The organism is Tenacibaculum jejuense (genome assembly GCF_900198195.1).
GTDB classification, from domain to species: Bacteria; Bacteroidota; Bacteroidia; order Flavobacteriales; family Flavobacteriaceae; genus Polaribacter; species Polaribacter jejuensis.
Genome location: NZ_LT899436.1, coordinates 2,699,899 through 2,714,532, shown reverse-complemented (window position 1 = coordinate 2,714,532; position 14,634 = coordinate 2,699,899). Strand labels below are relative to the sequence as shown.

The window sequence follows — 14,634 nt, the reverse complement described above, 5'->3', positions numbered from 1 at the left end:
TCGTAATAATAGTAGAAATAGTTGTGTAAGCGAATCTTAACGTAGTAGTTACGTTTTTAAGAAAAGATGTATTTTTTTTATTCGCTTTCACGTCGATAAAAGTACTATTAATTTTCAAATAAAAAAATGACAGTACTTTTTAGACGATAAAAAAGTAGGTTTAAACATGAGAATAATAAAGAGTATTGTTTTGTTTAGTGTTGATTTGATAATTTAATAAGGTTTAAGATGTGTATTTATTAATTCTATATCGATTTAGATTCTAAGTTATTTTTAATATCATAAAAATGATGTTTTTTTAAAAAATTAGTGTTTCCATTCATTTTTGATATAATTAAGAGCTTCAGTTAGAGCTTTTTTACTCGATTTAGGACTGAAATTTAATTCAGTTTTGGCTTTATTAATGTCATAATCCTGTTTTAAACCATAAAACATATCAATATATTCTTTTTGTAATAGTGGTTCTTTTCCAGTTATTAAACTTCCTGTTTTCATAAAGAAGGCAATTATGTATAGTAATGGTTTCGGTATTTTTGGAGGAGTTTTTAATTTCAAATCAGGAAATATTTTTGCTGCTATAGCTACACTTTCTTGAATAGAAGTATGTTTTTCATTCGCCAAAATATAACGTTCACCATTTCTTCCTTTTTTCATTGCTGAGTAAGCTCCTAATGCAACATCTTTAACATCAATCCAGTTTAAAGTAATATTTGTATCAGCGATCATTTCACCATCTAAAATCTGTTTTACTAATCGATTGGAGTAGCTTAATTGATGTGCTTTTCTACCAATCATAGCTGATGGTAAAATAAGTACAGTCCTAATATTAAATTTTTTACCCAACTCTAAAGCTAATTTATCTGAATCATTTTTAGAATTGTAATACCAATTTCTTCGATCAGTATTGTAACCATTACTTTCTTTTGCTGGAAGTTTAGTAAAGTCTAATGAAGCTACAGAACTCACATAAACAATATTTTTTACACTACTTTCGTTAGCTGCTTCAAACAATTTTCTTGTGCCTTCTACATTATTTTCATAAATATCTTTTATGGGGTTTTTCGACCACATTTTAAAAGATGCAGCAACAGCATAAACATTAGTTACTCCTTGAAATGCTTTTATCATAGCGTTTTTATCCATAATGTCAACTGGTAAAGTTTCACATCCTAATTCAGATAAAATTTTTCGGTTTTTTGGATTTCTGTATGTTGCAATTACGTTTTCACCTTTATCTATAAGTAATTTGCAAAGATTATAGCCTAAATGTCCGTTAGCCCCAGTTACTAAAGAAGTTTCATTCATTATTTTAAAATTTATATCAAAATTGATCTTTTAAAATGATGAAAAAAATGACAAATGTTAGAAAACTTGTTTTCGTATTCTGCTTAAAGATGAGGGTTCTATACCAAGATAAGATGATAAATCACTTATAGACACTTCTTGAATTAAATTAGGAGAGCTATTTAGAAGTTTTAAATAACGCTCTTTAGCATTTAATTTTTGAAAATCTTGTAAACGTTCCATTTTACAGGATAAAGATTCTTGTAGTATTTTATTTAAAGCAGTTTGAAATGACGGAGATTTCTCTTGAAGTGTTTGAAATTTTTCATAGCTAATTTTTAGTACTTCTATATTGGTTATAGCTTGATAATTTTCATGACTAACTTGTTTGTTTATGAAACTTTCAAAATCTGTAAAGAAGTTATTTTTTTCTATGAGATGTTGTACGATTACCTTTCCATTTTCATATTCAAAGCCTTTTACAAGTCCTTTAATTAAAAAATAGATGTAATTAACTTTTCTTTGAGATGATATAAGAAGCTCACCTTTATTAAATTTTTCATAAATGAAATTATTTTCTATATAATATAGTTCAGAATTGTTTAGTTTTGTGTAGCTATTAATATAGTTTATTAGCTGTATCATTTATAGATTTAAATTAATTACTACTAAAAAACCGCAATTTAAAAATTGCGGTTTTTGTTTTATTATAATTCAAAAATTATCCTTTAGTTTTATTTTTAAAACTATTGAATTTATTTTGAGTTTTCTTTGGCCATGAATTATTAGAAGTATCAATGTCTGCTGTTTCAGCATCTGGATCTACAATAATACTCTTAATTTCTTTAGTAGAAGTAAAGATTCTAAACGCTTTAGTATCATCTTTACGCCAAATTTCAGCAGGAAATTGCTCACGTTTTTTTGTACCATCAGTATAGGTTAATTCTACAATTAAAGGTAAAACTAATCCGCCTGGCTTTTCAAATTGAACCTGATACATATATTTAGGAATTTCTTTTAATTTTGCTTTCTGATCAGCTGGTAAACCTTTAATGTATTTTGCAATTTCATCGCTATTAGCATCTTCTTTTTTATCTGTTATGTAAACTAATGTACCTAAAGAATCGAAATATGCTTTAGCTCGAGGGTTTGTTTTTATTGCATTTTGTATACGTTTACTCTTCTTATCTGTAAGGTATAATTGTTTTACTTCTTTAATCCCCATATCACAGTAATCAGTTGTGTAAAACCAACCTCTCCAGAACCAATCTAAATCCATTCCAGAAGCATCTTCCATAGTTCTAAAGAAGTCTGCTGGTGTAGGATGTTTGAACATCCAACGTTTAGAATATGTTCTAAATGCGAAATCAAATAATTCAGGTCCCATTATTGTTTTTCTAAGCATGTATAATCCAGCAGCTGGTTTGGTGTATGCATTAGGTCCAAAGTTCTTTACATAATCACCTTGCGACATAATTGGAGATAAATTGTTTTGATCTATACCCATGTAACGAGTAATATTTTTAGTTGGATTTTTAGCAAACAATTCAGCATCATAATCAAATTCAGCTAATATTTGTACAAATGAATTTAATCCTTCATCCATCCAAGTCCATTGACGTTCATCTGAGTTAACAATCATAGGGAAAAAGTTATGACCAACTTCATGAGTAATTACACCAATCATTCCCTTTTTCAAACGTTGAGAATATGAACCATCTGGGTTTGGACGACCAAAATTAAAACAAATCATAGGGTATTCCATTCCCATTCCATCATTAGCATTAATAGATGAAGCCTTAGGATAAGGATAATCAAAAGTTAATTTAGAATACTCTTCTAACGTATTAGCTATAGTTCTAGTAGAATGTTCTTCCCATAATGGATTTCCTTCTTTAGGATACATAGAAAGAGCGATAACTGTTTTACCATTGATATCTACAGCCATTGCATCCCAAATATATTTTCTCGATGTTGCGAAGGCATAATCTCTAACATTTTTAGCTTTAAAATGCCAAGTTTTTGTCTTAGTACTTCTTTTTTTCTCGTTTTCTTCTGCTTCTTTTTGAGTAACAATTAAAACTGGATCTTTAAAAGACTTTTTAGCTTTAGCCCATCTGCTACGTTGTTCTTTGGTAAGTACTTCTTTTTCGTTTTGTAATTCTCCTGTTGCATCTAAAATATGATCAGCTGGAACTGTAAGTTTTACGTCATAATCACCGAATTCTAAAGCAAACTCACTACGTCCCCAGAATTGCATATTTTGCCAACCTTCTACATTATTATATACACATAATCTTGGGAAAAACTGAGCAATTGTAAATGCTTTGTTACCATCAGAGAATTCTTCAACTCCAGAACGACCACCATCAGTAACTACATTGTTAATTAAATAGTTCCACTTTATCTTGAAAGTAAAAGTACTACCAGGAGCTAAAGGTTTTGTTAAATTGATACGCATCATAGTACCGTTAATAGTATGAGATAAATCTCTTCCATCTTCATATTTAACAGCTTCTATTTTGAAACCAAAATCTTTCTCAGCTCCCATATTTTTACCTACAAAATCTTCAGGAGTCTGGAATGAACGAAGATTATTTGAACTAGCTAACGGAGTTTTAGAATCTGGAGCACGCATATTTTGGTCTAATTGTAACCATAAATATTCTAAGTGATCTTTTGAGTTATTAGCATAAGTAATTGTTTCGTCTCCGTATAGTTTGTTGTTTTCTTCATCTAAACGAAGGTTCATTACATAGTCAACTTTTTGTTGCGTATACTGGTGACCAGGAGCACCAGAAGCTGTTCTATTTGAATTAGGTGTAGCTAGAACATCTTTTAATTGTCGGAATTTATTATTATCTGTATGTCCCTTTTGAGGTTCTTTTTCAGTATCTTTTTGAGCCTCTTGAGCATATACTGAAGTAGTGATTAACATCACAGTTAGTAGTAAAGTTGATAACTTTCTCATTATAAAATTTAGTTGATTTTAAAATAATTCATGGAAATTAAAAAAATAATATTGGTTTAAGAAAGTTTGTTTAAAAAATTAACAAACTTTTTTAAATAAAAAAACCGATAGCTAAGCTATCGGTTTTCTATTTTGTTTACTAACCTTTGACCTTGTTTTTAAATTTTTGAAATTTATTTGTTTGTTTTCTAGGCCAACTATTATTGTTTGTATCTACATCTGCAGTTTCTAAATCTGGATCTAACTCAATACTCTTAATTTCTTTATCAGAAGAGAATACTTTAGTAATTTCATTATCATTTAGTCTCCATATTTGAGCCGGATACTTCTTTCTTTCTTTTGTTCCGTCTGCATAAGTAAACTCTACAATTATTGGCATTACTAAACCTCCAGGCTTATTGTATGTAATTTCATAGTGGTACTTAGATTTTGGATTTTTTGCCGACCCAAAACCTAATCCTTCAGTTTTGTCTTGAACAAACTCTACGATTTCTCCTTGACCAGGCTTAGTATAAAACTTTTTAACTCCTTTAATTCCTATATCAGTAACATCTGTAGTATAGAACCATCCTCTCCAGAACCAATCTAAATCCATCGCAGATGCATCTTCCATTGTTCTAAAGAAATCAGCAGGAGTAGGGTGTTTAAACTTCCAACGTTTTGAATATGTTTGAAAAGCATAATCAAATAATTCAGGACCCATTATTGTATTTCTTAAAATATATAAAGCCGTAGCAGGTTTTCCATATGCATTGTTACCAAAACTATACACATTATCTCCTTTTGACATGATTGGCGCTATTGTAGATTGATCACCATCCATATATTTTATGATGTTTTTTGGTAAACCTCTTACGATAGGGAAATTAGGATCATAATCTAATTCAGCTTGCATTTCCATGAAAGAGTTTAATCCTTCATCCATCCAAGTCCACTTTCTTTCATCAGAATTTACAATCATAGGGAAGAAGTTATGTCCAACTTCGTGAACTGTAACTTTAATCATTAAATATTTAGTTCTATCAGAATACGTTCCATCAGGATTTGGACGACCTGGGTTGAAACAAATTTGTGGATATTCCATTCCCATTTGACCGTCTACAGAAATTGCTTTGTGATACGGATAATCGAATGTATAACGAGAATATGTTTTTAATGTTTGTGCAACTGCTCTTGTAGAGTGATCTCCATATAAAGGATTAGCTTCTTTAGAATATAAAGAGTAAGCCATTACATTTTTTCCATTGATATCAACAGCCATAGCATCCCAGATAAATTTTCTAGAAGTAGCAAAGGCATAATCTCTAACGTTTTTAGCTGAAAACTTCCAAGTTTTAGTCTTTTTAGACTTACTTTTTTCTGTCTTTTCTGCTTCCTTTTGTGTTACAATTAAAACAGGTTTGTCATAAGTTTTTCTAGCTTTAGCTAATCTACTTTGTTGTGTTTTAGATAAAACTTCGCTTTCATTTTGCAAAACTCCAGTAGCTCCTAAAACATGATCAGCAGGAACAGTAATATTTACATCGAAATCTCCGAATTCTAATGCAAATTCACTACGACCCCAAAATTGGTCATTTTGCCAACCTTCTACATTATCGTAAACACATAATCTTGGATAAAATTGAGCAATTACATAATTGTTATTATTGTCTTTTGGGAAATGCTCATAACCAGATCTACCTCCTTGAGTTCTATGGTTATTGATATTATACCACCACTTAATATTAAAAGTAAATGTTCCTCCAGCTGCTAGAGGTTGTGGAAGATCTACACGCATCATAGTTCTATTAATAATGTATGGTAATTTAGATCCATCAGAGTTTGTTACTCCCATAATTTTAAAACCTCCATCAAAAGGCTCTTCAGGGAAAAATCTGTTAAAATTTTTCTTGCTAATGCTTTTTGGCACTCTAGAAGTAGTAATATCTGGAGTTTTAGAATCAGCTGCTCTCATGTTCTGATCTAATTGAACCCATAAATAAGGAAGTTCATCTTCAGAATTATTGTGATATGTAATTTCCTCACTACCTGTAATACGTTGTTTGGCATCATCTAAAGTGATATCCATTTTATAATCGACCTTTTGCTGGGTATATTTTTTACCTGGAGCACCAGAGGCAGTGTGAACTTCATTAGGAGTAGCTAAAAGATCTTCTAACTGTTTAAATTTGTTTTCATTAGTATGTCCTTTTTGTGTTTCTCTATCTTTATCTTGAGCATTTAAAGTAATGGTAAATGCTAATGAAAATAGAAAAAACGAGTAAAAGTGTTTTTTCATCAGTTGTAATTATTTGAATAAAAGATTTGATAAAGTTAAAGTATAGTAGACATATGGATTAAAACTTTAACAAACCTTTATCATTTTTTTTAGTTAGGAAAAGACTTTTTCTTTCTCCATTGATCTTTGATTTGATTAAATTTTGTTGATCTGGAAAATGTTGAGTTAAAACATCGTTCTTTACTTCTATACTTTTTACTTCGATAATGTTATCTATTTCGAGGTAGAAATAAACAATATCACCATCATATTCTTTTCCTATAAAATTATAGCTATAAGCCTTGTTATTAATTAAAATCTTGAAGTGTTCATTTAAATATTTAAAGAAAAGTTGATCTGTATTCTTAGCTTCTAATTTTGTGTTTAACTGAAGATCTGCATCATAGTCTTTATTAATCGCGTCTTCGATATCATCAACAAAAACATTCATGATCATTTGAACTGATTCACTTTCTTTGTTATGTTCAATTTCTGTTAACGCTATATAATATTTGTGATCTATAAAAGATAAAAAAGATACCCCAATAAGTAAAAATAAAATTTTTTTCATGACTCAAAAAAGCAAAAGCTAAGCCAAAGTACTGTTTTTTTACAAGAAGCCTAGATTATCTTCCTAATTCTTTTAGGTAATCAACACTTTTTTCTTTTAAATTTTGAATAACTTTTAAATGTTCTTCTCGTTGAACATTGGTTTTTATTTCATCATCTATACTGTAGTTAATGAAGTTTAATATTTGATCTTCAGGTATTTTTATAGTTTCAGTAAAGTTCTTTTTACCAACAATATTCATAATTCGTTCAGGTAAATGATCTCTAAAAACCTCTTTTTTAATTTGATTATTTAATCTTTTTTCTTCATTGGATGTTAGTAGTGAAAATCGCATTAAAGTTAATCCCTCAAATGCTAAAATTGGATCGGTTTTCATTTCAGAATCACTTTTTTCTATAGCACTAGCAAGTACAATATTATCTGTTGCACTAACATCTTTAAATTGAGTTGCATTTTTAGATTTTTCAACACCTGGATCTTTAGGTGTTTTTTTTGCATCTGCAGTAAGTTTTTGCAATAAATTGGTTTTCTTAATTTCTATTTCGTCAAGTACACGATCTTGAATTTCTAAAAGAATATTGATTTTCTTTCTATCCATAGTAATTGAAGATACTTTCATTTTTTTGCTGTAGTGCTGAATAGAGGTAATCTGTAGTACATCTCCTACTTGCGCGTTGATTAAGAAATACCCCTTAGAGTCTGAAAATGTTCCTTCAACAGATGTTAAGTTAATAATATGAGCATTATCAACAATTCCTAAGTTATCAGAAATAGTTCCATTTATCTGAACTCTTTGAGCATAAAATTGAATAGAAATGAATAGTATAATAAGCGATGTAATTTTTCTCATAAAACAAAATTTATATGTCTAATTAATTGTTTTAACAAATTACGAAAAATACGGCGCTTTGAAGATATTATACTATAAATAATACTTATCGATGTATTAACTTAAGATATGTTTTAGACTCTTTAAAAAAGATATCCATAACTCCAATTATATCACCATTTTTAAATAAATTTTCAATACCTAATGGTTCACAGTACAATAGAAAATTATGATATTTATCTTTTGGTATACCAAGTTTTTTATGAAAGAAGTCTGCTCCTAGTTTAGCTTTTAAAAGTTTAGGAAACTTTTCTTTATATCTTAACTCTCTTTTTTGCTTATTATCTTTTTTAATTCTTGAGAAGGGTAACGCAAACCCAAAACTAGCGCCTTCGAATCTTTTCGTTGGATCTACAATATTATTTAAACGTTTGTTAACTTCATCATTTTGATTATAATCTGAATTAGCTACAGGTTTTACATTAGAAAAATCAAGAGTATTTTTAGCACTAACTAAAGCAATTTCTTGCATTTTTGGATCTACAGTGCTTTGAAATCTACTAAATAAATCACCATTTGTCACTTCAACTTCATTTAATAGATTACTTTTTAAAAAGACTTCACATTCTAATTTTTTCAAATCAAAAATTTCTTTGGTAACAGTAATTATTCTTTTGTAATGTTGTATGGAGCTGATTTCTATAATATCGTTGATGCTTACAGAAATTTCAAACTTTCCATTTTCATCTGAGATCGCTCCTTTTTTTGTAGTTCTATTTACTACATGTGCATCAGCTATACTTCCGGTGGTATCTATAATTTTTCCTTCTAATATGGTTGTTTCTTGAGATAAAATCGTAAAAGATGAAAGTGAGAAGAAAAGTATGGTTATTAAATTACGCACGATTTTTATTTTTCTTTAGTTTTTTTAAATAGCTTAACTTGTTTTTGAAGAAACTCAATCATTTCAAATTCACTTTTAGCGTATACTTCTTTGAAATCTTTATCAAAATGACAGAAATATAAAAAACGAGAAACTTCTGTAGAGTCTATTTTGAGTTGACTAATAATCATAGGTTTGTATTTATTTTCTACAGCGATCATTCTTTTTTCGTTTTCAAGTAGTTCTCTCTTTTTCTTTAGTGATTTTAATCTACCAGAAATTGTATTTATAATTAAATCTAAAGGAATTGGTCCAGCACTAGTAGAGGCTGTGTATATTTCACGATCTATCTGAGGAATTTTTTTAGGAAAAGGATTAAAACCCAAGTTTTCCATGAGCACTTGTTTGTTACTCTTTTTAATGTGTTTAGTATCTGTACCAAGTCTTCCACTTAAGTATGTCTTTTTCACTTCGACCTCTTCTAGTAGATAATCTTTTACAAACAGAACTAAATCTAAACGTTTTCTCTTGATAATTACATTAGCTACAATTAAACTTTCTTCCTTATGCTGAATAGAAGTAATCTTTAATTCATCACCTAATTTAACAGGGATAGTAAAGTTTCCAGTTTCATCAGAAAAAGTTCCTTGTTTGGAAGTCGTATTTATAATATGAGCATCCGCTACCTTTCCAGCACTATCGGACAGCGTACCTGAAATCTCTATTCTTTTATTTTGAGAATATGATAACAAAGTTTGAAATACAATAAGATAAAGTAATAGTTTTTGCATAAAATTAGTTGATATGCAAATAAAAGGACTAAACTTCTTAAAAAGTTTTAAGGACTCTGTAAATATATGTTAAATAAGAAGTTCTATATTATGAAATAGTTTATTAATCCTTTTTCTTTTGTAAGAGTTTAAATAGTTGAGCTTGATCTTTTAAAAATTCAATTAATTCTACACCACCTTTTTTATAAACTGTAGAGAAGTTAAGATCAAAATGTGAAAAGTATAAAAACCTAGAAACTTGAGTAGAATCTATCTTTAAATCATTTATGATGTAGTTTTTGTAAGTAGATTTTAACTCTTTTAATTTACTTTCATTATCTAAAAGTTCTTTTTGTTGTTCTAACATATCTATTCTTCCAGAAGCAGAATTAATAATATAGTCTAATGAAGCTACTATACCAAAACCATATTGAATGCCACCAGCATAAGCAGTTTTAATTTCTCGTTCAATTTTAGATAGTTTTTTCGGAAAAGGATTAAAACCAAGATTTTCCATCACAGCTTGTTGATCACTCTTTTTTATTCCTTTTGAGTCTGTCCCAAGAAGACCACTTAAATAAGTCTTTTTTACTTCAACTTCCTCCAGAAGGTAATCTTTAAGAAATAAGGTTAGATCTAATCGCTTATTTTTAATAATAATATTAGCAACTATTAAGTTTTCCTCTTTATGTTGTATGGAAGTAATTTTTAATTCATCTCCTAATTTTACAGGAATAACAAAGTTGCCAGTTTCATCTGAAAAGGTACCTTGTTTCGAAGTAATGTTTATGATATGAGCATCTACAACTTTACCTGCGCTGTCTGAAAGCGTACCAGATATTTCTATTCTTTTGTCTTGAGAATAAGAAAGGATAGAAAATAATAAAATAAGATAAAGTAATAGTTTTTGCATACAATCAATTGATTTACAAATAAAAGAACTATCCTTCTTAAAAAGTTTTAATACGGCTGTAAATTTTTGTTAATTTGAACTATGAAAAGATTAATTGTAGCAAGTACATCAACGGTTCATGGCAGCGGATATTTAGAATATATTTTACCAGAATTATCAACTTTTTTCAAAAGTGTAAATACAATTGTATTTATTCCTTACGCGCGTCCAAGTGGAATTTCCTATGATGTTTACACAGCTAAAGCTAAAGAAGCCTTTGAAAAAATAGGAATAGTTGTAAAAGGAATACATGAATTTGATAATCCTGTAGATGCAGTTAAAAAAGCAGAAGGAATTTTTACTGGTGGAGGAAATACTTTTGAATTGGTCAATCAATTATACAAGAATGATGTGATTCATCCGCTTAAAGAAGCTGTTGAAAATGGAACTCCTTATTTAGGGACAAGTGCAGGAAGTAATATTTGTGGAGTAACCATGATGAATACGAATGATATGCCAATAGTATATCCACCGAGTTTTGATACCATGGGATTAATTCCTTTTAATATCAATGCACATTATTTAGATCCAGATCCAACATCGAAACATATGGGGGAAACTAGAGAAACAAGAATTAAAGAATATCATGTTTTTAATGAAACTCCTGTTTTAGGTTTACGAGAAGGAAGCTGGTTACAAGTAACTGACAATCAAATTTTATTAAAAGGAGAGTATACTGCTCGTTTATTTAGAAAAGATGCAGTAGCTATAGAATTAGATACAGATACTGTAATTAAACAGGAAACATTGATTTAAAAATCGAATAATTTGTAATTTTGTGTTTTATGAACACAAACCTATGCCAGCAATTCAAAATATTAAGGTAGCTGTAGATGCAGTTGTTTTCGGATACGAAGCCAAAAAAATTTCGGTTTTATTAATAAAAAGAGGAGTAGCACCTTTTAAAGATTCTTGGGCATTACCAGGTGGATTGGTTATGGATGATGAATCTTTAGAAGATGCTGTAAAACGAGAATTAAAAGAAGAAACCGGAGTTAAATTCGATTATTTAGAACAACTGTATTCTTTTGGGAAACTTGGTAGAGATCCTAGAAATAGAGTGGTATCTATTACATATTTTGGATTAGTACGTCCTAATCACTTCACTATTAAAGCAGATACAGATGCTAATGATGTACAATGGTTTTCTTTAGATAAATTACCAGAATTAGCTTTCGATCATCACACGATTTTAAGTATGGCTAAAGATCGTTTAAAAGCTAAACTACAATATCAGCCTATAGGTTTTGATTTGTTAAACAAAGAATTTCCATTTTCAGATTTAGAAAACTTATATACTACAATTCTAGAACATAAGATTGATCGTAGAAACTTCAGAAAAAAAATATTGAGTTTTGAAATTGTAGAAGAAACCGATAAAATTCATCAGCAAGGTAGCGGTAGACCTGCAAAACTCTTCAAGTTTAATAAAAAGAAATACGATCAATTAGTACAAGAAGGATTCCACTTTGAGATTAAGATAGTGTAAATTTTACACAAATTATTTTGTCAGTTTGTTTTTATGTTTTAGTTTTGCGTAAAAATAACACAAAAATGATTTTCAATTTAGATTCAACATTTCAACCATTAGGGGAGAACCAAGTAACATTTAAATCGTTCACTTTTTCAGGAGGAGAACCTCACATTAAAATATCGTCCGATTTAACTAATGTTGAAAAAGTAACGATAACAACTAGAGTTACTTCTTTTAACGATATGGGATTGTTACTGTGTGCAGTTGATGCTATTAAAAGATGTGGAGTAAAAATGATCGATCTTTTTATACCGTATTTTCCAGGAGCAAGACAAGATAGGGTTATGATATCAGGAGAGCCGTTAACAGTAAAAGTGTACGCTGATTTGTTAAATAGTTTGAATTTAAATGAAATTACTGTTTTTGATCCACATTCTGAAGTTACACCAGCAGTTTTAAACGATTGTAAAGTAGTAACAAATTATAAGTTCATTGAAAAAGTAATTGAAAAAATCGGATCTGAAGTGTTATTAATTTCTCCTGACGGAGGAGCTTTGAAAAAGATATATAAAGTGTCGGAATATTTAGGGGGAGTTGCTGTGGTAGAATGTTCAAAAAAGAGAAATGTAACTAACGGAAAACTAGAAGGTTTTAAAGTTTATGAAGAAGATCTTGGTGGGGAAAATTGCTTAATTGTTGATGATATTTGTGATGGAGGAGGAACTTTTATGGGATTAGCAGATGAATTGAAAAAGAAAAATGCAGGTGATTTATATTTAGCTGTAAGTCACGGAATTTTTAGTAAAGGGATAGAACATTTAAGAGAAAAGTTTACAAAAGTGTTTACAACAGATAGTTTTAAAGATGTTGAAGACGTTCAGCAGATAAAATTAGAAACGCTTATGTAATAATGTCAGTTCGAGTAATTCCGATTTATCGGGATTGTATCGAGAACTATTTAAGAGATGAAAACTTCTCGATAAAAAATTATTTGTCATTGTATTACAAATAATTTCACTCGAAGTGAGAAAAATAAATTAAAAATGAAACTGAAATTAAAAAATTATAAAGAACAATTGAATGAATGGCCAGAGTCAGGTCACCATATCATGGCGCAATACGATGAAGAGAAAGTAATTGTATATCAGTCATACAGACCAGCGATTGGGAATTTTGCTGTGAGAAATCAGTTTTTTGGAGGTCCGTTCAAGTATACAAGAATGACTTGGATTAAACCAAACTTTCTATGGATGATGTATAGAAATGGTTGGGGAACAAAAGAAGGTCAAGAAGTTGTTTTAGCAATTCATTTAAAGAGAACAGCTTTTGAACGCTATTTAAGTCAAGCAGTGTATTCGAGTTATCAATCACGTTTGTATGAAAGTAAAGAAGCTTGGAAACAAGAAGTTCAAAATTCAAACATTCGATTACAATGGGATCCAGATCATGATCCGTATGGAGCAAAACTAGAACGTAGAGCGATTCAATTAGGAATCAGAAACGAAGAAATAGTAAAATTTGGTAAAGAAAATATTATTGAAATAGAAGACATATCAGCATATGTGAATCAACAATATCAGTTTGTGTTAAACAAAAATTTAGATGTCTTAGAGCTTCCAGAAGAAAAACCATATTTGAGTTTTAATGAAGAAGTGAATCGGTTTTTGAAGATAGGTTAGATTTAAAATCTAAGGCGAAAAGAGTAAATAGGAAAGAAGATGAAAAAGTCAACACGAAAACTAAAAGCAGAACAGACTATTGAAATCATAGAAAAGGGATATTACACAATGCCTTTAGGTGAAAAAATAGATCTTAAAGAAGAAATAGATCATTGTATCGATAATACTGAATTGTATTTATCAGAAGATTTAGATGATGTAAAAAGAAATTTAAAATTAGAAAATAATCAAAATACTGTATTTGAAGTAACACATGAAGATTCTGTTAGCGCTATTCATAGAATAAATCAAGAAGAAGGAAAAGTGATGTGTTTAAATTTTGCTTCAGCAAAGAATCCTGGAGGAGGGTTTTTAAATGGAGCTTTAGCACAAGAAGAAAGTTTAGCAGTTTCATCAGCATTGTATGGAAGTCAAATGAGTGCTTTCGATTTTTATGATACACATAGAAGTATGAAATCTTGTATATACACTGATGCAATGATTCATAGTCCAAATGTGCCAGTTTTTAGAGATAGAAGAGGAGAATTGGTAGCTGATTATTCAGTATGTGGATTTGTAACTTCAGCGGCTGTTAATTATGGTGTGGTTAAACGTAAAGAACTACATTTAGTTGACAAGGTTAATGAAATAATGAATACAAGGATTGAAAAACTATTGAGTTTATGTGCCGAAAAGAAGTATAATACTTTGATTTTAGGTGCTTGGGGATGTGGAGTTTTTCAGAATGATCCTAATGATATAGCAAAGTTGTTTAAATCGCATTTTGACAATAAGTTTAAAAATCAATTTAAAAGAGTAGTCTTTGCGATTTACTCAAAAAATGAAAAGTTTATAGAAGCATTTCAAAAAGAGTTTGATTAAATGATGTTCGTCAACCTGAACTTACTTGTGCTGAATTTATTTCAGTATTTCAGGTTCTCATCATAAATGAATGAATTATCATTTTACAGAAATTTAAAACCAA

General features: G+C 29.5%; 14 protein-coding genes. 5 read left to right on the top strand and 9 right to left on the bottom strand.

The window, feature by feature from the left end; translation table 11 throughout:
* Window positions 1-306 precede the first annotated feature (306 nt).
* The 9 genes from AQ1685_RS12115 to AQ1685_RS12075 all read right to left on the bottom strand — a co-directional run bounded on the left by AQ1685_RS12115 (window position 307) and on the right by AQ1685_RS12075 (window position 10,478).
* Window positions 307-1,305 carry an NAD-dependent epimerase/dehydratase family protein gene (locus tag AQ1685_RS12115; RefSeq protein WP_095072500.1) on the bottom strand — a complete coding sequence of 333 codons (999 nt, stop codon included), beginning with the start codon at window positions 1,303-1,305 and terminating at the stop codon, window positions 307-309.
* 57 nt (window positions 1,306-1,362) lie between these two features.
* Entirely contained in the window at window positions 1,363-1,929 is a 567-nt protein-coding gene (locus AQ1685_RS12110; protein WP_095072498.1) for a Crp/Fnr family transcriptional regulator, read from the bottom strand.
* Between the two features lie 76 nt (window positions 1,930-2,005).
* Window positions 2,006-4,255 carry a M1 family aminopeptidase gene (locus AQ1685_RS12105; protein WP_095072497.1) on the bottom strand — a complete coding sequence of 750 codons (2,250 nt, stop codon included), beginning with the start codon at window positions 4,253-4,255 and terminating at the stop codon, window positions 2,006-2,008.
* Between the two features lie 139 nt (window positions 4,256-4,394).
* Window positions 4,395-6,533, bottom strand: a complete 2,139-nt coding sequence (locus AQ1685_RS12100) for a M1 family metallopeptidase (RefSeq protein WP_095072495.1) — start codon at window positions 6,531-6,533, stop codon at window positions 4,395-4,397.
* Window positions 6,534-6,591: 58 nt separating this feature from the next.
* Window positions 6,592-7,083 carry a DUF6702 family protein gene (locus AQ1685_RS12095; RefSeq protein WP_095072493.1) on the bottom strand — a complete coding sequence of 164 codons (492 nt, stop codon included), beginning with the start codon at window positions 7,081-7,083 and terminating at the stop codon, window positions 6,592-6,594.
* 55 nt (window positions 7,084-7,138) lie between these two features.
* On the bottom strand, window positions 7,139-7,933 hold the full coding sequence (locus AQ1685_RS12090; RefSeq protein ID WP_095072492.1) for a hypothetical protein: 795 nt from the start codon (window positions 7,931-7,933) through the stop codon (window positions 7,139-7,141).
* An 85-nt stretch (window positions 7,934-8,018) separates the two neighbouring features.
* A complete protein-coding gene (locus AQ1685_RS12085; protein WP_095072491.1) occupies window positions 8,019-8,816 on the bottom strand; it encodes a peptidase associated/transthyretin-like domain-containing protein in 798 nt (265 codons plus the stop codon).
* A gap of 5 nt (window positions 8,817-8,821) precedes the next feature.
* Window positions 8,822-9,586 (bottom strand): peptidase associated/transthyretin-like domain-containing protein, encoded by a 765-nt coding sequence (locus AQ1685_RS12080; RefSeq protein WP_095072489.1) that lies wholly within the window; start codon window positions 9,584-9,586, stop codon window positions 8,822-8,824.
* Between the two features lie 103 nt (window positions 9,587-9,689).
* Window positions 9,690-10,478 (bottom strand): hypothetical protein, encoded by a 789-nt coding sequence (locus tag AQ1685_RS12075; protein WP_095072487.1) that lies wholly within the window; start codon window positions 10,476-10,478, stop codon window positions 9,690-9,692.
* Window positions 10,479-10,559: 81 nt separating this feature from the next.
* Here AQ1685_RS12075 and pepE point away from each other — a divergent pair, with 81 nt between their 5' ends.
* The 5 genes from pepE to AQ1685_RS12050 all read left to right on the top strand — a co-directional run bounded on the left by pepE (window position 10,560) and on the right by AQ1685_RS12050 (window position 14,531).
* Window positions 10,560-11,273: a dipeptidase PepE gene (gene pepE / locus AQ1685_RS12070; protein ID WP_095072485.1), complete on the top strand. Its 714-nt coding sequence runs from the start codon at window positions 10,560-10,562 to the stop codon at window positions 11,271-11,273.
* Window positions 11,274-11,316: 43 nt separating this feature from the next.
* Window positions 11,317-12,006: an NUDIX hydrolase gene (locus tag AQ1685_RS12065; RefSeq protein ID WP_173862356.1), complete on the top strand. Its 690-nt coding sequence runs from the start codon at window positions 11,317-11,319 to the stop codon at window positions 12,004-12,006.
* A gap of 65 nt (window positions 12,007-12,071) precedes the next feature.
* Entirely contained in the window at window positions 12,072-12,899 is an 828-nt protein-coding gene (gene prs, locus AQ1685_RS12060) for a ribose-phosphate diphosphokinase (protein ID WP_095072484.1), read from the top strand.
* Between the two features lie 135 nt (window positions 12,900-13,034).
* Window positions 13,035-13,670: a DUF4291 domain-containing protein gene (locus tag AQ1685_RS12055; protein ID WP_095072482.1), complete on the top strand. Its 636-nt coding sequence runs from the start codon at window positions 13,035-13,037 to the stop codon at window positions 13,668-13,670.
* A gap of 39 nt (window positions 13,671-13,709) precedes the next feature.
* Window positions 13,710-14,531 carry a TIGR02452 family protein gene (locus tag AQ1685_RS12050; protein WP_095072481.1) on the top strand — a complete coding sequence of 274 codons (822 nt, stop codon included), beginning with the start codon at window positions 13,710-13,712 and terminating at the stop codon, window positions 14,529-14,531.
* The last annotated feature ends 103 nt before the right edge of the window (window positions 14,532-14,634 follow it).